At 51.8% G+C, this 21082-nt stretch carries 21 protein-coding genes; 3 read left to right on the top strand and 18 right to left on the bottom strand.

The features are described 5' to 3' along the window. Positions 1–31: 31 nt before the first annotated feature. The 11 genes from rplI to ACFOUO_RS10510 form a co-directional block, all read right to left on the bottom strand. Entirely contained in the window at positions 32–481 is a 450-nt protein-coding gene (gene rplI, locus ACFOUO_RS10560) for a 50S ribosomal protein L9 (RefSeq protein WP_380704991.1), read from the bottom strand. Then, complete coding sequence (locus ACFOUO_RS10555) at positions 478–2436, bottom strand: DHH family phosphoesterase (RefSeq protein ID WP_380704989.1); 1959 nt, start codon at positions 2434–2436, stop codon at positions 478–480. Before ACFOUO_RS10555 ends, rplI begins: the two co-directional genes overlap by 4 nt. A 98-nt stretch (positions 2437–2534) precedes the next feature. Next, positions 2535–3446, bottom strand: coding sequence for a DUF2232 domain-containing protein (locus tag ACFOUO_RS10550; protein ID WP_380704987.1), 912 nt, complete (start codon positions 3444–3446; stop codon positions 2535–2537). Between the two features lie 7 nt (positions 3447–3453). Next, a complete protein-coding gene (locus ACFOUO_RS10545; protein WP_380704985.1) occupies positions 3454–3765 on the bottom strand; it encodes a MazG-like family protein in 312 nt (103 codons plus the stop codon). Between the two features lie 141 nt (positions 3766–3906). Further along, positions 3907–4134 carry a 30S ribosomal protein S18 gene (gene rpsR, locus ACFOUO_RS10540; protein ID WP_380704983.1) on the bottom strand — a complete coding sequence of 76 codons (228 nt, stop codon included), beginning with the start codon at positions 4132–4134 and terminating at the stop codon, positions 3907–3909. Positions 4135–4172: 38 nt separating this feature from the next. Then, on the bottom strand, positions 4173–4637 hold the full coding sequence (gene ssb / locus ACFOUO_RS10535) for a single-stranded DNA-binding protein (RefSeq protein ID WP_380704981.1): 465 nt from the start codon (positions 4635–4637) through the stop codon (positions 4173–4175). 226 nt (positions 4638–4863) lie between these two features. After that, complete coding sequence (gene rpsF / locus ACFOUO_RS10530) at positions 4864–5157, bottom strand: 30S ribosomal protein S6 (protein WP_380704979.1); 294 nt, start codon at positions 5155–5157, stop codon at positions 4864–4866. 163 nt (positions 5158–5320) lie between these two features. Beyond that, positions 5321–6424 (bottom strand): redox-regulated ATPase YchF, encoded by a 1104-nt coding sequence (gene ychF, locus ACFOUO_RS10525; protein ID WP_380704977.1) that lies wholly within the window; start codon positions 6422–6424, stop codon positions 5321–5323. Positions 6425–6587: 163 nt separating this feature from the next. After that, complete coding sequence (locus tag ACFOUO_RS10520) at positions 6588–6797, bottom strand: DUF951 domain-containing protein (RefSeq protein WP_380704974.1); 210 nt, start codon at positions 6795–6797, stop codon at positions 6588–6590. Between the two features lie 55 nt (positions 6798–6852). Continuing rightward, positions 6853–7470: a lysophospholipid acyltransferase family protein gene (locus ACFOUO_RS10515; protein WP_380704972.1), complete on the bottom strand. Its 618-nt coding sequence runs from the start codon at positions 7468–7470 to the stop codon at positions 6853–6855. An 86-nt stretch (positions 7471–7556) separates the two neighbouring features. Continuing rightward, positions 7557–8606, bottom strand: coding sequence for a YkvI family membrane protein (locus ACFOUO_RS10510; protein WP_380704970.1), 1050 nt, complete (start codon positions 8604–8606; stop codon positions 7557–7559). 97 nt (positions 8607–8703) lie between these two features. Here ACFOUO_RS10510 and yyaC point away from each other — a divergent pair, with 97 nt between their 5' ends. Beyond that, complete coding sequence (gene yyaC, locus ACFOUO_RS10505; RefSeq protein ID WP_380704968.1) at positions 8704–9294, top strand: spore protease YyaC; 591 nt, start codon at positions 8704–8706, stop codon at positions 9292–9294. A gap of 369 nt (positions 9295–9663) precedes the next feature. Here yyaC and ACFOUO_RS10500 read toward each other — a convergent pair whose 3' ends face one another. The 5 genes from ACFOUO_RS10500 to noc form a co-directional block, all read right to left on the bottom strand. Next, positions 9664–10179 (bottom strand): DUF4446 family protein, encoded by a 516-nt coding sequence (locus tag ACFOUO_RS10500; RefSeq protein WP_380704966.1) that lies wholly within the window; start codon positions 10177–10179, stop codon positions 9664–9666. Between the two features lie 368 nt (positions 10180–10547). Continuing rightward, the gene (locus tag ACFOUO_RS10495) at positions 10548–11696 is read right to left on the bottom strand and encodes an aminotransferase class V-fold PLP-dependent enzyme (RefSeq protein WP_380704964.1); all 1149 of its coding nucleotides are present in this window, start codon (positions 11694–11696) and stop codon (positions 10548–10550) included. 12 nt (positions 11697–11708) lie between these two features. Beyond that, positions 11709–12572, bottom strand: coding sequence for a ParB/RepB/Spo0J family partition protein (locus tag ACFOUO_RS10490; protein ID WP_380704962.1), 864 nt, complete (start codon positions 12570–12572; stop codon positions 11709–11711). Further along, positions 12562–13326: a ParA family protein gene (locus ACFOUO_RS10485; protein ID WP_380704960.1), complete on the bottom strand. Its 765-nt coding sequence runs from the start codon at positions 13324–13326 to the stop codon at positions 12562–12564. The genes ACFOUO_RS10490 and ACFOUO_RS10485 overlap by 11 nt, the downstream gene beginning before the upstream one ends. A 94-nt stretch (positions 13327–13420) precedes the next feature. Further along, positions 13421–14242: a nucleoid occlusion protein gene (gene noc / locus ACFOUO_RS10480; protein ID WP_380704958.1), complete on the bottom strand. Its 822-nt coding sequence runs from the start codon at positions 14240–14242 to the stop codon at positions 13421–13423. A gap of 964 nt (positions 14243–15206) precedes the next feature. Between noc and ACFOUO_RS10475 the strand changes: the two genes are divergently transcribed. Then, positions 15207–16400, top strand: coding sequence for a ParM/StbA family protein (locus tag ACFOUO_RS10475; RefSeq protein WP_380704956.1), 1194 nt, complete (start codon positions 15207–15209; stop codon positions 16398–16400). A gap of 173 nt (positions 16401–16573) precedes the next feature. Further along, on the top strand, positions 16574–18196 hold the full coding sequence (locus ACFOUO_RS10470) for a hypothetical protein (protein WP_380704954.1): 1623 nt from the start codon (positions 16574–16576) through the stop codon (positions 18194–18196). 149 nt (positions 18197–18345) lie between these two features. Here the strand turns inward: ACFOUO_RS10470 and rsmG are convergent, their stop codons facing one another. Together rsmG and mnmG are read right to left on the bottom strand one after the other, a co-directional pair. Continuing rightward, positions 18346–19065 carry a 16S rRNA (guanine(527)-N(7))-methyltransferase RsmG gene (gene rsmG / locus ACFOUO_RS10465; protein WP_380704952.1) on the bottom strand — a complete coding sequence of 240 codons (720 nt, stop codon included), beginning with the start codon at positions 19063–19065 and terminating at the stop codon, positions 18346–18348. A gap of 115 nt (positions 19066–19180) precedes the next feature. Continuing rightward, a complete protein-coding gene (gene mnmG, locus ACFOUO_RS10460; protein ID WP_380704950.1) occupies positions 19181–21076 on the bottom strand; it encodes a tRNA uridine-5-carboxymethylaminomethyl(34) synthesis enzyme MnmG in 1896 nt (631 codons plus the stop codon). Between the last annotated feature and the right edge of the window lie 6 nt (positions 21077–21082).

The raw sequence follows: 21082 nt of genomic DNA, 5'->3' as shown, positions 1-21082 counted from the left end.
CCCACTCCCCGTGGAGCGCCCCGACTGCCCGTCATTCCCCTTCCAGAACCTGGACAGATAGAGTAGCGGTCACCTTCGGGTGGAGTTTGACAGGAACCTTGGTAACACCGAGGGTGCGAATCGGGTCGTTTAACTGGATCTTCTTTTTGTCAACCTGGATCCCATGCTGCTGCTTGAGGTGTTGCCCAATCTGCTTGGAAGTGATGGAGCCAAACAGCCGGCCTCCGTCCCCCGCTTTGGTCCGCAGCATGACATCCAGATTTTCCAGTTTTCTCGCCAGCTCCTTCGCTTCAGCCAGCTCTTCATTCTTCCGTTCCTCTTCCCGCCGCTTCTGCTCCTTTAAAGCGTTCAGATTTCCTGAAGAAGCTTCAACGGCTAGTTTTCGGGGGAGGAGAAAATTACGGGCGTATCCTTCCGATACTTCCTTCACTTCTCCCATTTTGCCCTGTCCTTTGACATCTTTTTGAAAGATCACTTTCATCCGGTGTCTCCCCCTTCCTCGAATGTCTGCTCCAACACTTGGATGAGCTGCTCTCGGGCCTCCATCGGGGTGAGCTCTTCAAATTGGGCGGCGGCGTTGGTTAGGTGACCACCTCCACCCAGCTCTTCCATCACCAGTTGGACATTGATATCGCCTAGAGAACGGGCGCTGATCGATGCCTTTCCATCGTTCCTCATCCCGATGACGAAAGAAGCACTCACCCCTTTCATGTTGAGCAGGGTGTCCGCTGCCTGGGCAATGACCAATTGGTCGTACTCTTCGTCCTCTTCCCCGACAGCGATCGCTATTTTATCGTATACCACTTCCGTATTTTTGACAATCTCAGCCCTTTTGACGAATCGGTTCAGATCCTCTTTCAAGAGGGACTGGACCATCGCAAGATCCGCTCCGTGACGACGGAGAAAGGAAGCCGCCTCAAAGGTGCGAGACCCGGAGCGGAAAGCGAAACTCTTGGTATCTACCACGATACCGGCAAGGAGCGCAGTCGCTTCCAATGTGTCCATCGTCATCCGTTCATCCTGGTATTGGAGGAGTTCTGTTACCAGTTCGCTGGTAGAAGAGGCGTAAGGTTCCAGATAGACCAGCACCGGATCCCGAACAAATTCCTCTCCCCGTCGATGGTGATCAATCACCACCACCCGAGAGGCTTTCTCCACCAGCTTCGGCTCAATGGTAAGAGAAGGCTTATGCGTATCCACTAGGATCAATAGGGTGGAAGGATCAACGAGTTGTATCGCCCGTTCCGATTGGATCAAAGCGTCTTCCAAGGACTCATCCTCTTCGATGGCCTCCATCAGTCCTTCAATGGAAGGATTGGCCTCATCCAGTACGATATAGCCCGCCCGATCTGCCATACGGACGGCCTTCAACACCCCGATCGCCGCCCCCAGAGCATCCATATCCGGCCGTTCGTGGCCCATGATCAGTACCCGATCACTGTCCTTGATCAGATTAGCCAGGGCATAAGAGATGACCCGAGCCCGCACCCGCGTCCGCTTCTCAACCGCATTGGTCTTGCCGCCGAAAAAGACAACCCGCTCTCCGTCCTGAACGGCGGCCTGGTCCCCTCCACGGGCGAGGGCGATGTCCAATGCGGCCTCAGCGGCGTGGGTCTGTTCCACCATTGATGAATCAGCCGCCGCCACTCCGATGGAAAGGGTGATCGGAATTTTGTTCTGGCGCGTCATATCCCGAACGACGTCCAGAATATCAAATCGATCGTTGATCAATCGATCCAAGGATTCCTGCTGAAAGACCATGAAAAACTTCTCCGAGTCAAACTTTCGCAGACTGATATCATGCTCCTGAGCCCAACGAGTGATGGCAGCGGTCACATTGGTTAGGAGAAGCGTCCGCTCCTGCTCTCCGAGGCCGGCTCCCGCTTCTTCAAAATTGTCCATATGGAGGAATCCGATGACACTCCGTTCCTTATCGTAGCGGCTCTTCAGTTCTTCCAACCTGGAAACGTCCCGGAAAAAGTAGAGGCGCTCATCCGGATAGTGAATCACCTCATAGGTGCTTTCTCCAATCCGCATCCGTTCCGGGATCGGTTCTTTTCCCATCAGGATCGGGAAGATTTCTCCAAGGGGCTGACCGATGAGACCATCCCGCTCCGTCATTTCCCGCACATAAAGGTTATGCCATTCTACCTGATTTTTCCGGTTGTACAAGAGGATTCCCACTGGCATCCGATCAACGGCGGTTTGGTTGGCTCCTTTGACCCGCTGGGAGAGGGTTTGTACATAATCGACGAAATCCCGGCGAAAATCCCGTTCCGCTTGGTAAAGGAGATAGCCCAAAACGAAAAAAACGGCCAGGCCGAAGATCCCATATTGCCAATTATAGATAGCAAGAAGCGCGATGAGAACCAGGCTGAAACACATGACAAAAACCATATGGAAGCCGTGCCAGCGCTTCGTGATAAAGTTCGGCATGATGACATCCCCTCATCCCAGGACCGTGTGAGTTCCATTTATCCGCTCTTTGGTAACTATTTTACCCCAGCCGAATTTGATTTCATAGCGATATTCCATTACCTCTTGCCCTTCAAACGCTTCCGCAGTTTCGTCCCGGTATCCAGGATCCCCACCAGATGAAGGAGAAGCGTGATCAATGGAATGAAGGAAAGAGAAACTACCAAAATCATCCATTTCCCACTCCGCTTGTTTTGATGAAGCAAAAAAGCGGTAAAGGCCCATCCCTGGAATAGGAAAAGGATATATAAAAGAGCCGTTGCATTGCTGAAAACGAGACCTATAGAATCCGTCTCCCCGTTATTTAAAAAGAGAAAACCCAACAGGGACAGAAAGTAAAAATAAAAAAAGGGCCTCGGTAGTCGCCAATCCCGAAAAGGGGGCAGGTATTTCCCGGGGAATCCCTGCCGGATGAGAATTCGCCGACCTAGCGCAAAGTTGAGAAGAGGAAAAGGCAAAAGGAACAGAATCAACATTCCCGGCAACACTCGGGCCACCGAATTTTGGGAGGGAAGGTCGCCAGCAGCCCCAATCGACTCCGCCAGCCGTTGTGTCTCCTTCCACTGCTCATGCCATATCGACTGAAGCTGCCCAAAAAAATCCGTAAAAAGAGCCGTCACCGTTACCAGGAGGAGGAGGCAGATCCATGAGGTCAGGAGACCTCCTAACACGACATCCGTCCCCGTAGATGCAGTTCTTCGATAAATGAGACCCATCACCGCCCCTGTGACGGCGGAAAAGATATACAAGCTGATAAAGAAAGGGTGAGCAGCCGCCAGAAGGATAAAGATCCCGCAAGCAATGATGGGGAACAGGATAGACCGCCCGCCCCGCCGAGCCGTATGAAGGAGGAAGGGTAGGGGGAGAAACCAGCATGTCAGGAGTGACAAGGGGGTCAGTAGCGTTAAGATGAGAAGGGCAAACAGACCAAACGTGATCAGCCCATCTCGAAGGTCGGAGAATCGGGACAAACGCCAGTCACCTCTTACTAATATATTCTTCCAACTGAGAAAGATCACCATACCAGTCTTCCAGTTGATGACGTTCTCTCGTGTGTTCCCTCAACTTCCGGGAAACGGTCTGGTCTACTTCCCGATAGGAAATTCCCACTCGGCGGGCCAATACGTATACCACGATTACCAGGCTGGCCAGGCTGTCGGAAATCAATGACTGGTTGGCCTGGTGTAACCCTTTATATAAATTGGCGATCTGGTCCAGAAGCTCAGTCTTCAACCATTCAATCACTTTAACACTTTTGGCAATGTGTACATTTCGCTCCGGCCGGCTCATAGGCTCCGCACTCCTTTGATCAGGCTATGGGGAAGTATGTTCAACACGGGAAAGCCAGATTCCTCCTTTTCCGGGTTCCCATCCCTATGAGCCGATGCAAAAAAGAAGGGGCGTACCTACACGCCCCTTCTTATCCTGTCTTCAGTCCGTGGTGTACGGCAACAAAGCCATTTGCCGGGCCCGTTTAATCGCCCGGGTCAACTGCCGCTGATACTTGGAAGAAGTACCGGTCACGCGGCGGGGCAAAATTTTACCCCGTTCGCTGATGAATTTGCGCAGCAAATCCACGTCTTTATAATCGATGTACTGAATCTTGTTCACCGTAAAGAAACACACTTTACGGCGCTTATTTCCACGGCGGCGTGCCATCCGAAATCCCTCCTCTCGACCTGAAATGTTCATCCGTATCAAAAGGGCAGGTCGTCATCGGAGATGTCGATCGGCTTTCCGTCATCCGCGAAAGGATCGGTGGAGGGACTGCGACCAGCGTTAAAGCCATCGTTTTTGCCTTGACTCTGGCTGTAATCGGCCCCAGATCCGGAAGCGGCCTGTGACCGTGACTCCAAAAACTGAACGTTTTCGGCGACCACTTCTGCCACCTTGATGCGGCGACCTTCCTGGTTTTCGAAGCTGCGGATCTGAAGGCGTCCTTCGACAGCCACCAACCGCCCCTTCTTCATATAGTTGGCCACCGTCTCCGCCAGCTGGCGCCAGGCGACGATATCAATGAAATCCGCTTCCTTTTCTCCCTGCTGATTGGTAAAACGGCGGTTGACCGCGAGGTTGAAACTAGTCACAGCCACCCCGCCGGGCGTATACCTAAGTTCCGGATCCCTCGTCAGACGGCCGATCAATACGACCCGATTCAACATGGGCAACCCCTCCTTTGGGCGAAAGCCCAAATCAGTAGTCCTGGAAGAGGGCAACCCCTCCTTTGGGCGAGAGCCCTCTAATCAGTGGTCCTGGAAGAGGGCAACCTTTCCTTTGGGGCGGGAGCCCTCTAAATCAGTGGTCCTGGAAGAGGGCAACCCCTCCTTTGGGGCAAGAGCCCTCTAATCAGTGATCCTTTCCCTTAGACGGATCAGACCTTCCATGCCCTTATTTTTTATCGTCAACGTTGATGACCATGTGACGAACCACATTGTCATTCAGCTTGATCTGGCGATCCAGCTCGTTTACCGTATCGTTGCTACCGGAAAACGTGACGACGGTGTACACGCCTTCACGGACGTCGTCGATCAGGTAAGCGAGACGGCGTTTGCCGAAGTGCTCCTGTTCCACGATCTCACCGTTATTCTGCGTGACTGTCCCCTGGATCTTTTCACGAACGGCGTTCAAATTCTCGTCGTCCAGATCAGGGCGCGTGATGTACATCAGCTCATACTTGTGCATTCATTTCCACCTCCTTTTGGACTAAGCGGCCCCTGAACAAAGGGGCAAGGAGTGAATATTCCGAGGCAATCCGCAAAAGTTGCAGAGCCTCAAAGCGGCTATATCCACGATAATATATTCTATCAGAATTGCTGCCCGTTGACAAGATTTGTCGCTCCGCGTTTTAAACGTTAAACCGGAAGTGAACGACGTCCCCATCCTTGACCACATAGTCTTTTCCTTCGGAACGAAGAAGTCCTTTCTCCCGGGCTACAGCCATGGATCCCGCCTCCATCAGATCGTTGTAGCCGACAACTTCTGCCCGAATGAATCCCCGCTCGAAATCGGAGTGGATTACGCCGGCCGCCTGGGGGGCACGGGTTCCTTCCCGAATCGTCCAGGCACGCACTTCCTTTTCCCCGGCTGTAAAGTAGGTAATCAAACCCAACAGACGGTAGGCAGCCTCAACTAAACGGTCAAGCCCCGAAGATGACAAGCCAAGGTCTTCCAAAAATTGTTGCCGCTCTTCTCCTTCCAACTCAACGATCTCAGCCTCCAACTGGGCGCTGATCGTTACGACCTCGGCTCCCTCACTTGCTGCTTGCCGTTTCAGTGCTTTCACATGAGGGTTATCATCCGTATCAGCGACGTCATCCTCGGAGACATTGGCAGCATACAGCATCTTTTTTAAGGTAAGCAGATTGAGAGAGCGATCGATCATCCTCCGTTCATCTTCGTCCAAGTCTAAAGAACGGGCTGGCCTCCCTTCAGCCAGGACTTCCTGCAAGCGGCTGAGAAGGGTATGCTCCTTTATCGCCTGAGCGTCTCCGCTTTTCTTTTGGCGGGTAATCCGCTCCAAGCGGCGCTCTACCGTCTCCAAGTCCGCCAGTACCAATTCTAGATTGATCGTCTCCATGTCGCTCAGAGGATCCACCTGCCCGGAGACATGGGTGATGTTCTCATCTTCAAAGCAGCGAACGACATGGATGATCGCGTCCACTTCCCGGATATGGGCCAGAAATTGGTTGCCCAACCCTTCTCCCTTGCTAGCTCCTTTCACGAGACCAGCGATATCGGTAAATTGAAAGGAGGTGGGTATGACTCGTTGAGGATTCACCATCTCCGCTAGCTCGTCCAACCGCTGATCCTGGACATCCACGACCCCGACGTTGGGGTCGATCGTACAGAAAGGATAGTTGGCCGATTCAGCTCCAGCCCGAGTGATCGCATTAAACAGAGTCGACTTACCGACGTTGGGCAAGCCGACGATACCGGTCGTAAGTGCCATAACATTCATCTCCTCTTCAAGTGATGGTGCCACGGAATTCCCATAGGAAAAAATGCCCACCCATTATAATGGAACCCATGCGTGTTGTCACTGAACTGCTTGCTTCAGACAAAAATAAAAGCACCGTCAGGCGGTGCTCAACGCTCGTGCCAGCCACGGTGCCTTATTCCGTAGCGGAAGGATCCGCTTGCACCAGCACTTTCTTCATCCGCTTTTCAAACCGGGATCGTGGCAACAGGACACTGTGGCCGCATCCCGTACATTTCATCCGAATATCCATTCCCATGCGGATCACCTTCCAGGCGTTGGTACCGCATGGATGAGCCTTTTTCATCTCGACGATATCCCCCAGTTGAAAGGGTTTCCGGTCCATGAGCATTCACCTGCCTCGCTGTACCTTCCCATTATAGAAAGTTGAAATGGGGATTTCAACCGATCCGTTCCCCGCACGAACCACTATGTGACAGCTTACTCAGGGTGTCGAGGATCTTCATACTGAGTTGTTTCTGCCTTTCTTTGCCCTTTCCTTCTGGCGTGATCAACTCCCCGATCCGTATCCGAACCCGAGAGGGACGGGGCCATCTCGTGCCGGGAGGAAGGGCTTCTGCCGTCCCATCGATATAAACCGGTAAAACCGGAGCACCCGTTTTCAGGGAAAGATAGGCAGCGCCCTGTTTCACTTCCTCCATCGCCATCTTCTCCCGGCGGGTCCCTCCTGGAAATATGCCGATCACTTTTCCTTTATCCAGGTGGCCCAAGGCAATTTTGATGGAACGGATAGAAGGTTTCTCACGATTGACCGGGAAAGCTCCAACCCCGCGCAGGAAGCGGCGGAGCAACGGATGGGAAAAGGATTCCTCCTTCGCCATGTAACGGATATCCCGCGGAATGACCGATCCGATATAAAAGGGATCAAGAATACTGACATGATTACCCACCAGCAAAAAAGGGCCCGTTTTCGGGATACGGTTTAATCCCGTTATCTCCCTATGGTGGTAAAAGCGAAGAACGACTCTGATCAATCGTTTCACCAGTACAACAAACACCCTGCGTCACCTCCCTCTCTCCACCTGGCCTACCTATATATTATATGAAAAACCACTCCCGCGGGAAAAAGATGAGAACCCTCCCGTCACCGAGCCTTCTCCCCCCTAGAGGAAAAAGGATAAAGAAGTAGCATGGTCAAGATAAACAGGTTCAACACGCCATATAGGGGGTAAAGAACCGTCACCAATGTAGCGAATCCCCATTTCGTTAGAGGAATAAGCAAGATCATCACGGCTCCACCAACCGCCCAACGAGGAAGACGAAACCGATCAGACAAGCGAAAAGCGAGCCCGTGAATGTTACTGGCAGCCGTGGTATAGATCGCCATCCATAAAATCATGGAGATAGCAAATATCCAGACCGGTGAATAGTCCCGCACCAGTGCGAAGAGAGGAATCTCATACTGAGAAATGAGATCCTTCACTCGCAGAAGTGAATAATTATACATGTAAGCTACCAGGCCCAGACAGAGGGAGCTGATTCCTCCAGCCACCCAGATTTCGGCTGCATGGCGGATCTGTCCGCCCATCGTGGACAGTACAGCCAATAAAGACAGGATATTAAACGCGGCATAGGTCACAGCAGAAGGCCATACAGGCAAGGGGGAAACCTCCGGTTCCGACCAAGAGGCCGTCCAGCCACTGATCTGGAGAAAGTGGAAACAGACAAATAGCAGGACAGAGGTCATCACCGGAATCAAGATCACATTCATTGACATCAACCCTTTGATGTCAAAAAAGAGGATCAACATTACGGCCACCACCATAGCCAGGACTCCCGCCTGGAAGGAGCCGCTCCATTGCTGGAAGGTGGCCCCGCTCCCCGCCACCATGACCAGGGTGCTGGTCAGGAGGAAGAAGAGTACCAGCACATCAAAAATTTTCGCTAGCTTGGGCCCGATCACCACATCGAGGACTTCGGAATAATGGCTCGTCTTCTTTTCCCAACTGATTAGTAAAATCACCACACTGGCAGCGAAAAAAAGCAGCATCGCCAACAGTATGCTTCCATTACTCCCTTCTCCATAAGAACCGAAGAACTCCCAGATTTCCCGGCCGGAGGCGAAGCCGGCCCCAATTGTCGTTCCGACGATCGTCATACTGATCTTGACGGACTGCCACAGGTTGAACCGCATATCGATCCCCCTTGTCCGGGTTGTCCCTACATGTATATTTCTTCGTTCGTTTCCGTATACTGGTAAGGATCTTATTTCCTTTCGGAGGTCGACTGCCATGCACGAGCCGATTCCCCCCTCGGGTGCCCTTTTTTCCACACCGCCAAGGGTTAAGTTTACCCATCCCAGTGCTGAACACCAATGTGCCGATTGGTTATCCCAAGCGATTCATCTTTTTCCGACGACCCGTGAACTGGCTGTAATTTGTATCGGAACAGATCGATCGACGGGGGATTCCCTGGGGCCTCTAGTCGGATCTCAATTGGAACAGGACGCTCACTCCCATTTGAGGATTTATGGAACCTTGGACGAGCCCGTACATGCCGTCAACCTCCGCAATACCCTGCTCAAGATGCAGAAAGAGTTGAAGAACCCCCGGGTGATTGCTGTCGACGCCTGTCTAGGCCAACTCTCCAGTGTCGGCTGGATCCAGGTGGGAACCGGACCTCTGAAGCCTGGAGCCGGTGTCAACAAACAACTTCCGGAAGTAGGCCAAATCCATATCACCGGCATTGTGAATGTCTCCGGATTTATGGAATATTTCGTTCTCCAAAACACCCGGCTTAGCATTGTCATGAAAATGGCGACCATCATCTCCTCCGCCCTTGCTAGAGCGGCACACGCCTGTGCAGTAAAGCAAGGCTCGTAGGTTCCTTGAAAAGAGGGCTGAGTTCCGATGAAGTCCTATTTGTACATAGAGTACAAGTCGTGCCGAGGATTTTTTCACTCTCCGGTCATGCTATGACTCCCACTTAGCGAAGCTCCAAAGGCACCGGTCCTTGAGTAGAAAACCCGCTTTACCCTTTTGTCCGTTGGCCCTCACCCCATCCATAGCCCTTCAGTCGGTTCTCTGATACAGGGAGCCGGCTTTTTCCTGTTTACAGAAAATGATTCTAAAATGTCATGTTCGACTCGAGGGGGCATCGAACACAGAAAACCGGCTCCCCATAGAGAGCCGGTTCGGGTGAAATCCCATTTTCAAAAGATCCCTGCTAACAACGGATTGTAAACGGTAGAATCATACCTGGGCGGGTTCTTCTTCGGGTTCCACTGTCGGTTTCAATGCTTGATCGATCGCTTTTTCCTCCTCTTTGGACAATCGGTAGGAAGACTCTCCTTTTGCCACAGGTTTGGCGTATATGTAGGACTGCCCCTGGTTGCTAAAGAGACTGCTGATTACCACCCCATCCTTTCCTTCGTCGAGGATCGCGAGGGAAAAGCTCATCTCCGTAGCCCGTTCCCCCATGGCGTTGTAACGCACCAGTCCAATTCGCCCTTTCAATTGTTCCAGGTTTTCATTTAAACCCCGGAGATAAGTAATCAGCTTCTCCCCGTCAACTTCCTCCGATTCCAGCAGAGACTTTAGCCGATCACCGTCTCCCAACTTTTCCGTTAGGCTACAGATCGCTCTTTTTTGCCGCCCGAGCCGAATTTGGGCTGTTATCCATAAGAGCAGCAAACCTACTTGAATCCCCACGCACCCGAGAATAACCTCCGAGGTATAGAGGTTCAACATTTTATACACGTATTCCACTGTGACAACCTCGTTTCTGCCTATGTTTGTCTCCACATGAATCGGAGTGTTAAAAATCAATCCAACAGCAAGGAGGTGCAACCACTTGAATATTCGTTCCGTCCCTCCGAACACTCCGCTGGGTATGTCGGTACCAACAGGCACTTTGCCGGAAACCGGTCTACCTTCGTGGTATGGAAGGAGCTTGCCAGCAATCTCCACATCTGTTGAATATCTTTACCCCATCCGTTATTGGCAGCTTCCAGTCATTCGGGACATCCCCAGCTGACCCTTTTGGTTTTCCTTCCATTACAAAAGAGGCCCGGCAGAGCCGGACCGTAGCGACCGTTCCGTCGGTAAGATTGTATGCGGCCATTACGGCCTTCCCCTTACCATCCTGAAAACGCACCGGCTATCTCGTCCACCGCTTGCAGAAAGGTTTGAATCTCTTTATCGGTATTGTAATATCCTGGACTGACACGGAGCGTCCCTGATCCTGCTGTCTCGTTGGTGCGATGGGCAAGAGCCGCGCAGTGATACCCTCCCCGTACGGCAATTTCGAAGTGCTGATCCAAGAGGACTGCCGCTTCTGTGGATTCGATTCCTTCGATATTAAAGGAGAGAACCGGCAGTTCGAAGCGAAGCGGCGGGTAGAGACGTACCCTTTCCATCGACTCCAAGCCGGACCGGATCGCTTCCGCATGTACCATTTCTCTTTGGTGGATGGATTCCAGGCCGGTCCCTTCAAGGAAACGGATTCCCTCCCCCAAACCAGCAATACCGGGTGTGTTCAATGTTCCGCTCTCAAACCCTTCTGGCCGTGTGACGGGATGCTCCAGCTCTTCCGACTTACTCCCTGTACCTCCCTGGAACAAGGGTTTCAGCGGGAATTCCGGACTCACATAGAGTCCGCCCGTTCCTTGGGGGCCAAACAGTCCCTTATGGCCAGGAAAGGCTAGCAGATCGATTCCCCATTCCTGGACATCGATGGGAAGAATACCCGCCGTCTGAGCGGCATCCACCAGTGATGGAACTCCATGCCTCCGAGCGATTTCTGCCACTTCTTTTACCGGAATGACCGCTCCCGTTACATTAGAAGCATGGGTAATTGCGATCAAGCGGGTAGAGGGTCGGATCGCCGCCTCCAGCTGATCCAGATCGATGCTCCCCCGCTCCCCCGGAAAAATCCGGGTCACCTCAATTCCCGCCTCCCGCTTTAGATATTCCAGTGGGCGGGCGACAGCATGATGTTCCCAACTCGTCGTTATCACATGGTCTCCGCGGGAAAGCCAACCCTTTAGTGCCTGGTTCACCGCATGGGTTCCGTTATGACAGAAGAAAACATGTTTTGGATCTTCCGCATGAAAAAAACGGGCCAGTAAGCGTCGGGTCTCTTCCACGACTCCACTCGCTTCCCGGGCCATCCGGTGTCCTCCCCTGCCCGGGTTGGCTCCCAGGTCCTCGACCATTCGTTTCATCGCCTTGGCCACACCCGGTGGTTTAGGCCAAGTAGTCGCTGCATTATCCAGGTAAATCATCCGACCCCTCCGTCAATCCAGGATCCGGTCATTCTGTAGCATTTCAATTAATCGTTCCAGTTCCCGTTGGGAGAAATACTCGATCTCAATACGGCCTTTTCGTCGTCCCTGCCGAATTCGCACCGGAGTGCTGAAAGCTTCCTGTAGCATATCTTCATATCGTTTATAGGCTGGGTTACTTTCTTCCTTGGCCTTTGGTTTTTTCTTTTTTTGCTGAACCTGATTGATTTGTTGCACCCATTCTTCCAACTGACGGACACTGGCTCCTTCTTTTTCTACCTTCTTCGCAAGCTTCAACAATATCTCTTGATCCTTGATGCCTCGTAAAGCTCGGGCATGTCCCATGGAGAATGTTCCACGTGAAACATTCTCCTGAACTTCCGGAGGAAGTTGCAGCAATCTTAGATAATTAGTGACATGGGGCCGGCTCTTCCCTACACGTGCCGCCAAGTCCTCCTGAGTAATCGAGAAATGATCCATTAACTTTTTATAAGCTTGAGCAATTTCAATCGAGTTAAGATCTTCCCGTTGGAGATTTTCAATGAGAGCAATCTCCATCATCTGTTCATCGGTGAAATCCTTTACCACTACTGGAACATAGGAGAAGTTCGCTTCCTTCGCTGCACGGAAGCGACGCTCTCCAGCCACGATTTCAAACCCGCGAATGCTTTTCCGCACAACCAGTGGTTGGACAATCCCATGTTCTTTGATGGAGGAGACCAGTTCCTCCAAAGCTTCAGGGTCGAAATGTTTGCGTGGTTGATAAGGATTGGGTCTCAATTCGGCCAGGGGAACCTCATTCACTACATCCGCTTCATTAACTTCTGCCGTCGGAAACAATGCTCCCAGACCTTTTCCCAACCCTTTATTGGCCATGTTGGATCACTTCCTTCGCCAATTCTACATAGCACTCTGCACCGCGGGATCGTGCATCATAAGTCAAGATGGGCTTTCCATGACTAGGCGCCTCGCTGAGTCGGACATTCCGGGGAATAACGGTATGGTAAACCTTCTGCTGAAAATATTTCTTCACTTCATCCATCACTTGAATAGATAGGTTAGTCCGCCCGTCATACATGGTTAGAAGAACTCCCTCGATTTCCAACCGTTTATTCAGGTGCTTCTGTACAATGCGCACCGTATTTAACAATTGTCCCAGCCCTTCCAGTGCGTAAAATTCGCACTGGATGGGAATCAAAACTGCGTCCGCCGCCGTCAGGGAGTTAATGGTCAACACACCCAGAGACGGGGGGCAGTCGATCAGAATATAGTCATACTGATCCCGAACGGATTGTAACGAACGTTTCAGTCGGTGTTCGCGGGATAACGTTTGCACCAATTCGATCTCCGCCCCCGCCAGTTCAATCGTCGCAGGCACCAGATCCAAATGGCCTACAGATGTTGGGTAAATCACGTCAGCAACCGGAAGCTCATTGATAAGAACATCATAAATACATTGTTTCACGTCGGCTTTGTTAATTCCCAGACCCGAAGTCGTATTTCCTTGTGGGTCAATATCAACGATCAGCGTTTTTTTCCCTTGGCTGGCCAAGCTGGCACCGAGATTAATGGAAGTGGTCGTTTTGCCGACTCCTCCCTTTTGGTTGGCAATCGCTACTACTCGACTCATCTTTTGCACCTCAATTCAGTCGCTGTGATATCGCATGGATGGGTTGAAGTTATATCAGACAAGGCTCACTGTTTCACAAATGATTGTACACCCTTTATTTTGGAATGCGAATAACGACTTCGTAAAAATCATCAAATTCCTGTTCATCGGCGGAAACGGACATCCCCGTTTGCTTCACCATATCGACGGATTGGCGGATCGTATTCATCGCAATTCGTATATCCCGTGAAAAAGATTTACGACGCGGTTTCGGTGACTTTTTCCGCTTTTCCAACAGATTACGGATTCGTTCCTCTGTCTGCTTAACATTTAGCTCTTTCTCGATAACCTCACCCAAAATCTTGATCTGAGTTTCCTGATCCTTCAGGGAAAGGAGTGCCCTAGCATGACGTTCCGTAATCATCCGCTTCATTAACGCTTGGCACACCTTTTCCGGTAACTGAAGAAGCCGAAGCTTATTAGCAACCGTTGACTGCCCTTTCCCCAATCGTTGAGCCAGGCTTTCTTGTGTCAAACCGTGAAGATCGATCAGTTTCTGGTAGGCGACCGCTTCTTCAATAGCGGTCAATCCTTCCCGTTGAAGATTCTCAATCAATGAAGCGGAAGCCGCTTCTGTGTCGTTCATATTTCGGATAATCGCCGGGATGGTTTCCAAACCCAATTTTTTGACAGCACGGAGGCGCCGTTCTCCGGCGATTAATTCATACCCTCCGCGAACCTGCCGTACAACAACCGGCTGGATGACACCGTGGGTCCGGATGGATTGGCAAAGCTCTCCAATCCGCTCATCTTCAAAAACAGAGCGCGGTTGATAGGGGCTAGGCTGGATCAGATGAACGGCTAACTGTTTGACTTCATCCTGTTCTTCCTTGTCTACCATGCCGAACAGACGAGTGAACGGCTCTTTCATTCTCATGGACACCACCTAGATTGATATAAAAAAATGTCTCTCAGACTGCTGACAAAGCAGTAGTGTGTCAGAAAAAAGGGATCGATTTTCGGTGGGGTGCTGCCTTGACGATCCGCCCCCCGGTCACGCTATGCACTCAAAACACCACAAATCGTGCCTTGGGTCGCTTTTCTCCCCGGTCATATGTACTCGTTTAACGGAGGGGTTATGGGAGCCCGGGGGTTATCCGCTTGTCGGAGCCGGAACGGACAGTTTGTCCTTCATACTATATTACATATTCGCCCTTTTACCTAATCTACCTGCTGATTCCCCAGTGAACATCTGTACAACACAGGAAGGTTTCACGTGGAACATTTGTCGATCAGACTGCTTCCCCACAGGTTTTAACCCCGTAAAAAGCCCTCCCTGAGGTTGCCAGCATACCCCGATCAGAGGCGCGTGTCCGGATTTTAGACTCCATGACAGATGTTCCTCTCGCAGATTTCAGGCTTATCCGCTCCGTCTACATATCCAAACAGCGGCCAAAGAAAATCGTCTGTGGCCGCAAAACGATTGGAGCCTCCGAGAACTTCGTTGGGGTTCGGTGCCAACAGGCGCTGTCCCGAAAACCGGCCCACCTTCATGGTAGAAGGATTTTATCAACAATCTGTTCCTTCTGTTTCCACGTTTATCTTTCTTGATCTTCTTGGTGAATAACGGAAGATCTTTCAGGAACGAAAGAACTTGGTCATGGAAAGATACGGTTTTTTCTGTCAAGGGAAACATCCTCCAGGCCCCAATCGTTGAACAAGTGGGACAAGATTTGATGGGCGTTTCCACAAAAATCGTCATTTCACGTTTAGTAGGTGTCAAAACTCGTCGGAATCGCTGAAAGGTTGCTTCCTTTTTATTGACCCCCCTTACAAAGCCCTGATAGAATCAAGGAAGGAGCTATCTGACACCCTTCGACAACAAATGGGAGGAACGACGAATGAGCACACCGATTTACATAGGAAATGACCAAGGTTACTATGGTACCAAAGTGGTTAGCCGCAATGGAGACAAGTTCCTGAAAATGTTCATCCGCAATATGGTTGTTCCCAACCGGGTAGGGGAAATCACTTATAACAACGACCCCCACAATATTATGTACCGGGACAAAGAGGGCGACCGGGAATGGTTCGTCGGAAAGCTGGCCATCGAGCAATCGGCTGACGACGAGTTGTTTGATTCCCATGAACGCCGTTTGTTCAGCCCCACATGGTTCCGTGAACAGGAATACCTGGTGATGTTTCGGGTCAGCACCGGTCTGATGCTACAAGGAAACCCGGACTGTGAACCGGTTGTCTCCGTTGCCTTGCCCACGGATAGTTATATTGACTACAAAGAGGAATTGAAGCGCCGCCTCGTAGGTAAACACAGCTTCGAGGTAAAACAAGGAAACCTACCTTACCGGAAGATCGAATTTGAAATTAAGCGTGAAAACTTGTATGTCATCAGCCAACCGATGGCCACCCTCTTCCACATCGCTCTTGATCGGGAAGGCCAGCTCCTTAACGAAGACCTTTTTATCCAGAAAGTAAGCATCAACGATCTTGGTTTCGGAACCTCGGACGTGGAGACCCTTCATGGCGAAACAATCATCAAACGGCAAAGCTTCACCTCTCGCCACGCCATGATCAACGTCTACCATCTCCTCTCTAAACGGCTGACCGACTTTTCCCGAGACGTCGATCCGGACAGCACTGGTAAGGAATACCCCATCTGGAGTTTGAACCGGGTTATCCGCTCTGGTGAGATCAGCTTTAAAGGTAAAGTATACGATGTATCCGAAATCGTCAAAAACGCCATTCAGGAAGTGGGTATTTCTCTGGTAGATGAGGTGTGGAATCGACTGGACTATGCCGACGATATCACCTATATCATCCTCACCGGCGGGTCATCCATCCCATTCAAGCCTCACTATCGGGATCGCTTCGGGGACAAGCTGATCTTCGCGGAGGATTACGGGATCGATGCTCAGTTCGCCAATGCCTTCGGTCTATGCAAGTTCACCCAATCCAAATCCAAATCTGTACCGCTTAAGTCCCAACAAGAAGTCGCATCGACCATCCAGGAAGAGTTCTCCGTTCCGGCTTCCGCCGAAAAACCGGTTAGCCGTGACAAACGAAACAATAAAAAATAAACCGCTGCATCTAGATACTTCCCCCCAGAGTGGTTGCTCTGGGGGGTTCCATAGCGAACCTCCGTTTTTCATAACGGCTATCGAGGGATCGCTTTTTTTATCCGACCGTTCCCTCCCCGATGAGGGAATTGTTCGTCCGGGATCAATCAATCCACGAAAAAGGAGGGGACACCATGGCTTATTCGGGCGGAGATTATGACGTCATCGTCATTAGTACCGATCCGGCGGGCAGCCAGGCGGCCAAAGAAGCCGCCCGTTCAGGCAAAACCGCTCTCCTGCTCCAACTGAACCCGGGGTCGGTCGCATCCGTGATGTGCAGCACGCCTGTCCACGGCTCGATCGATCCGAAGCAACCTGTGGAAGGTGTGGACGCCTATCTGATTCACCCCGGGGATCCGGGAGATGACGAATGGTCTGAGGTGCGGACAACTCAACAAGAAACAGATTCCCACCATTCCGTCTACATCTTGCAGTCTTTGCTGACTCAGTCGGAGCACGCAGCCGAGGACCCGGGAGACTCGTCTGTGACGGAAGTGGAAAAAGGTGTCGCCCCGGAAGAATCAGAGGAATCGGAAGAGGAATACCCGTATACAAGGACTGTGTGGAACAATGAAGGTTTGCAGGAGGAGGAAAGGGAACCATTTACAGCGGCAGACATCCGACGGGAAAGAGATCTAAAAGCTCGTCGACGGTTGCTTCACCGCCCGGTGCCCCCTTCCCCCACTTCGGAAAAACGGCTGGAGACCGAACAGGAAGAAGATCAAATGGAAGCCCCCCAACCTGTCTTACGGGAACGGGATATCGATCTCCGTAGACGCCTTAACGGCGCTTATCGGCGTCCTGTGGACAATTTCCGGCCGAAGCAGGAAGAACGTCAACCTTCTCCTCCCCCGGAAGAAAAGGATTCCTTTCTTTCCTCCTCTTTTACAAACAACCAACCTTTCTTTCAAGGAAAAGAAGAGGAGGAAGCGGTTCAAGAAGAACCGTTCCAGGGAGAACGCCACGGAGGCGACCACACCGACAGAGGCTATTCCTCATCCGTCATTCCCATGAACCAAGGCCGATTAAAATCCAAGCGGCAAGGGCGACCGAAAGAAACCTCTTCGCCAAAAGAGGCCTCTTCTCAACCAGTGAATAATAAATTAGAACCCTTCTCCCAAAAGCAACGGCAATCAGCCAAGCAAACGGAGGAGGAGATTCCGGGCCCCATGGTCTGGGAAGCCAAGCGACCCCGATCCAAAACCGAGAAGCCCGCCCCACCGAAAAAAGAAGAAACTGCTGAAGAAAGAGCCCCTTTCAGCGGCATGACTTATGAGCCTTTCTCTCGTAATCGCCGAAGCGGAGAATCACAACAGACCGAACGGAAGGAAGCTACCTCAAAAGGGCCGCTATCCTACCAACCTCCGACATCCGGAAAAAATGACGGAATCCGTCTCCGCTCCCATGAGTCGATTTCGGAAAAAGGGCCATTCTCCCAACGTCAAAAAAAACAAATAACTCCCAGGGAACCCGCCAAAGAGACTCCTCCGCAGCGGCAACCCGTTCGTCAAAACGAGGAAAGTCAACGGGATAACCGCTCCTTTATGAGAGAAGAAGCGGCCCGGAATATCCTGCAGAACACTTCGGACCACCAGGGAGGTCTGAAGCGGGATAACATAGATATCGAAGATCCCTATGGCCAATCCTATGAGGATTTCCTTGAGCCCTTTGCCCATAACAATCCTCAGACCGAGCAACTGGAGAGGCGAAAACTCGCCTTACGAGGGTTACACAACCTGATTAATAACCTAGGATGATGACCTTCTCCCGGGTAAAAGAAACAAATCCTGCAAAACCCTGAGAATGCAAGCATTTCCCCGGAAATATTGGCGGTATTTCCCGCCGTAAATAAAAGCCCGAATCCTAGACAAGTAGGATTCGGGCCCGTTTATTTTTCAAAAGGAAGTTAAATAGGTTTTCGGAGGGGGGTTCCTGGCTTCCGTGGATAGGCTTTCGGAGTCGACACCTTTTTCTCGATCAGGATGAGGTGGCGTTCTCCCATGCCTTCCGGCAAGGACAGCGAACGCTCCTCTATTTCTTGCCCCCCCAGTTTCTCCACTGCTCTTTTCCCTTCTTTCATTTCCTCTCGGAGGCCGGGCCCCTTCATCGCCGCAAAGCACCCCCCCACGCGGACAAAAGGCAGACAATACTCAGCCAGTACATTGAGCTTGGCAACAGCTCGGGCCGTCGCTAGATCGAAGCGCTCCCGGTATTCCGATAAACGTGCTGTCTCCTCCGCCCGACCATGAATCGTCTCCACCCCGGCAAGATCCAATTCCTCCGCCAATTCCCGCAGAAAAACTACCCGTTTGTTAAGGGAATCCAACAAAGCCAGTCGGATATCAGGGAAAGCAATTTTGAGGGCTAATCCGGGGAACCCCGCTCCTGTGCCCACATCGATGAGGGATTTTAGCTCATGGAAGGGAAGGTAATGGGCCAAAGTAAGGGAATCGTAAAAGTGCTTAGCGAACACCTCTTTCTCTTCGGTGATCGCCGTCAAGTTCATCTGTTGATTGATCTCCACCAACCGGCGGTAATATCGGTGAAACTGATCCAGTTGGGCACCGCTCAATTCCACACCCAGATCCTCAGCCGCCCGTTCCTGCAACCACTCCCGGTAATCCATTTACATCCCCTTCCTTATAACGAGTCTTGCCTCTCTGTAGCCACCATGATTCCCTTTTTCCGGCCATGGCCAACCAGCTCGGTAAAAATCCGGCCACAGCTGACCGGATCGATCATCATGGGTTTTGGACACCGGCCTTTGATTTCCCTCCCTGCTCGATAAATACCAGCAAGATCGAGATATCCGCCGGGTTTACTCCCGAGATACGAGAGGCCTGCCCCAAAGAAAGAGGACGAATCCGTGCTAGTTTTTCCCGGGCTTCGGAAGAGAGGCCGGTCACCCGGTCGTAATCCACCCATTCCGGGATGCGCTTGTTCTCCATTTTTCGCATCTTTTCTACCTGTTGCAGCGATTTCTTGATATAACCCTCATATTTTAATTGAATTTCCACCTGCTCCCCCACCTCGGGAGAGACCAGTGTCTCAGGAGGAGCTATCTGTTCAATATGCTCGTATTTGATCTCCGGTCGCTTGATCAGTTTGGCCAGTTCCACTGCGTTATCCACTGAACTGGAACCCTGCTCACTCAGGAGTGTTTGCAGTTCTTCCGTCGGCTTAACCTTGGTGTTCCGCAGGCGGTTGATCTCCACTTCGATCGCTTCCCGCTTGGTGGTAAAACGGCGATAGCGTTCTTCGGAGATCAGCCCGATTTCATAGCCGAGGTCCGTCAATCGGAGGTCCGCATTGTCATGACGAAGAAGCAATCGGTATTCCGCCCGGGAAGTGAGCAATCGATAGGGTTCATTCGTCCCTTTCGTCACAAGGTCATCGATCAGAACGCCAATATATGCCTGAGACCGATCTAAAACAACCGGATTTAATCCCTGTACTTTCCGCGCAGCATTGATTCCGGCCATAATTCCTTGAGCCGCCGCCTCTTCATAACCGGAAGTGCCGTTGATCTGGCCAGCGGTAAACAAGCCTTCCACCCGCTTCGTCTCCAGGCTGGGCCACAGCTGGGTAGGAACGATCGCATCATACTCGATGGCATACCCGGTTCGCATCATCTCTACCTTTTCCAGGCCGGGAATCGTCCGCATCAGGGGTTGTTGCACGTCTTCAGGCAAGCTGGTGGACAACCCCTGAACATACATCTCCAGCGTGTCCCTTCCCTCAGGTTCCAGGAAAATCTGGTGGCGGTTCTTATCTGCGAACCGGACGATTTTATCTTCAATCGATGGGCAGTAGCGGGGCCCCTGGCCTTCAATTTGCCCGGAGTACATCGGGGCCCGGTGCAAGTTATCCCGGATATATTCGTGGGTTTTCTCATTGGTATAGGTCAGCCAGCAAGGAAGCTGATCCATTCGATACTCCCTCGTCTCGTAGGAGAAGGCCCGGGGTTCCTCATCCCCCGGCTGAATCTCCATCTTGTCCGTATCCACGGTCAGCTTGTTCACCCGCGGAGGAGTCCCCGTTTTAAAACGGACGGTATCAAAACCTAATTCTTGGAGATTCCGGGCCAAGTTAATAGCGGGCTGCTGGTTGTTGGGGCCGCTTTCGTAGGAGAGGTCCCCAATGATGATCTTGCCGCGCAAATAAGTACCGGTGGTCAAAACGACTGTGCGGCTGTGGTACTCCGCCCCTGTCCGGGTGACGACGCCCTTGCAGACGCCTTCTTCCACAATCAGTTTCTCCACCATATTCTGATGGAGTGTGAGGTTGGGCTCGCTCTCCAGCGCTTTTTTCATCTCTTTTTGATAAAGCACCTTATCTGCCTGGGCACGGAGAGCGTAAACCGCAGGTCCCTTTCCGGTGTTGAGCATCCGCATTTGAATATGGGTCTTGTCGATGTTCTTCCCCATCTCTCCACCAAGGGCATCCACTTCCCGAACCACATGCCCTTTGGCCGGTCCCCCCACCGAAGGGTTACAGGGCATATACGCGATCGTATCCAGGCTGAGCGTCAACAACAGCGTGGAGCACCCCATCCGGGCCGAAGCTAGGGCCGCTTCACAACCCGCATGACCGGCACCGATGACGATTACATCATAATGTTGTCCCGATACGGGCATCTCGTT

This window comes from Salinithrix halophila (genome assembly GCF_042650125.1).
Lineage (GTDB): Bacteria > Bacillota > Bacilli > Thermoactinomycetales > DSM-45169 > Salinithrix > Salinithrix halophila.
Note: the sequence above shows the minus strand (reverse complement) of the source record. Positions and strands in the feature narration are given on the sequence as shown.

Bases quoted from the DNA above. Each gene is read 5' to 3' on its own strand.
- ychF (WP_380704977.1), bottom strand. From the start codon at position 6,424: ATGGCACTTACGACCGGTATCGTCGGCTTGCCCAACGTCGGTAAGTCG.
- ssb (WP_380704981.1), bottom strand. From the start codon at position 4,637: ATGTTGAATCGGGTCGTATTGATCGGCCGTCTGACGAGGGATCCGGAA.
- ACFOUO_RS10495 (WP_380704964.1), bottom strand. From the start codon at position 11,696: ATGATTTACCTGGATAATGCAGCGACTACTTGGCCTAAACCACCGGGT.
- ACFOUO_RS10555 (WP_380704989.1), bottom strand. From the start codon at position 2,436: ATGCCGAACTTTATCACGAAGCGCTGGCACGGCTTCCATATGGTTTTT.
- rpsF (WP_380704979.1), bottom strand. From the start codon at position 5,157: ATGCACAAGTATGAGCTGATGTACATCACGCGCCCTGATCTGGACGAC.
- rplI (WP_380704991.1), bottom strand. From the start codon at position 481: ATGAAAGTGATCTTTCAAAAAGATGTCAAAGGACAGGGCAAAATGGGA.
- ACFOUO_RS10520 (WP_380704974.1), bottom strand. From the start codon at position 6,797: ATGGACCGGAAACCCTTTCAACTGGGGGATATCGTCGAGATGAAAAAG.
- ACFOUO_RS10485 (WP_380704960.1), bottom strand. From the start codon at position 13,326: ATGAGTCGAGTAGTAGCGATTGCCAACCAAAAGGGAGGAGTCGGCAAA.
- rpsR (WP_380704983.1), bottom strand. From the start codon at position 4,134: ATGGCACGCCGCCGTGGAAATAAGCGCCGTAAAGTGTGTTTCTTTACG.
- ACFOUO_RS10490 (WP_380704962.1), bottom strand. From the start codon at position 12,572: ATGGCCAATAAAGGGTTGGGAAAAGGTCTGGGAGCATTGTTTCCGACG.
- ACFOUO_RS10475 (WP_380704956.1), top strand. From the start codon at position 15,207: ATGAGCACACCGATTTACATAGGAAATGACCAAGGTTACTATGGTACC.
- noc (WP_380704958.1), bottom strand. From the start codon at position 14,242: ATGAGAATGAAAGAGCCGTTCACTCGTCTGTTCGGCATGGTAGACAAG.
- rsmG (WP_380704952.1), bottom strand. From the start codon at position 19,065: ATGGATTACCGGGAGTGGTTGCAGGAACGGGCGGCTGAGGATCTGGGT.
- ACFOUO_RS10510 (WP_380704970.1), bottom strand. From the start codon at position 8,606: ATGCGGTTCAACCTGTGGCAGTCCGTCAAGATCAGTATGACGATCGTC.
- ACFOUO_RS10470 (WP_380704954.1), top strand. From the start codon at position 16,574: ATGGCTTATTCGGGCGGAGATTATGACGTCATCGTCATTAGTACCGAT.
- ACFOUO_RS10545 (WP_380704985.1), bottom strand. From the start codon at position 3,765: ATGAGCCGGCCGGAGCGAAATGTACACATTGCCAAAAGTGTTAAAGTG.
- yyaC (WP_380704968.1), top strand. From the start codon at position 8,704: ATGCACGAGCCGATTCCCCCCTCGGGTGCCCTTTTTTCCACACCGCCA.
- mnmG (WP_380704950.1), bottom strand. From the start codon at position 21,076: ATGCCCGTATCGGGACAACATTATGATGTAATCGTCATCGGTGCCGGT.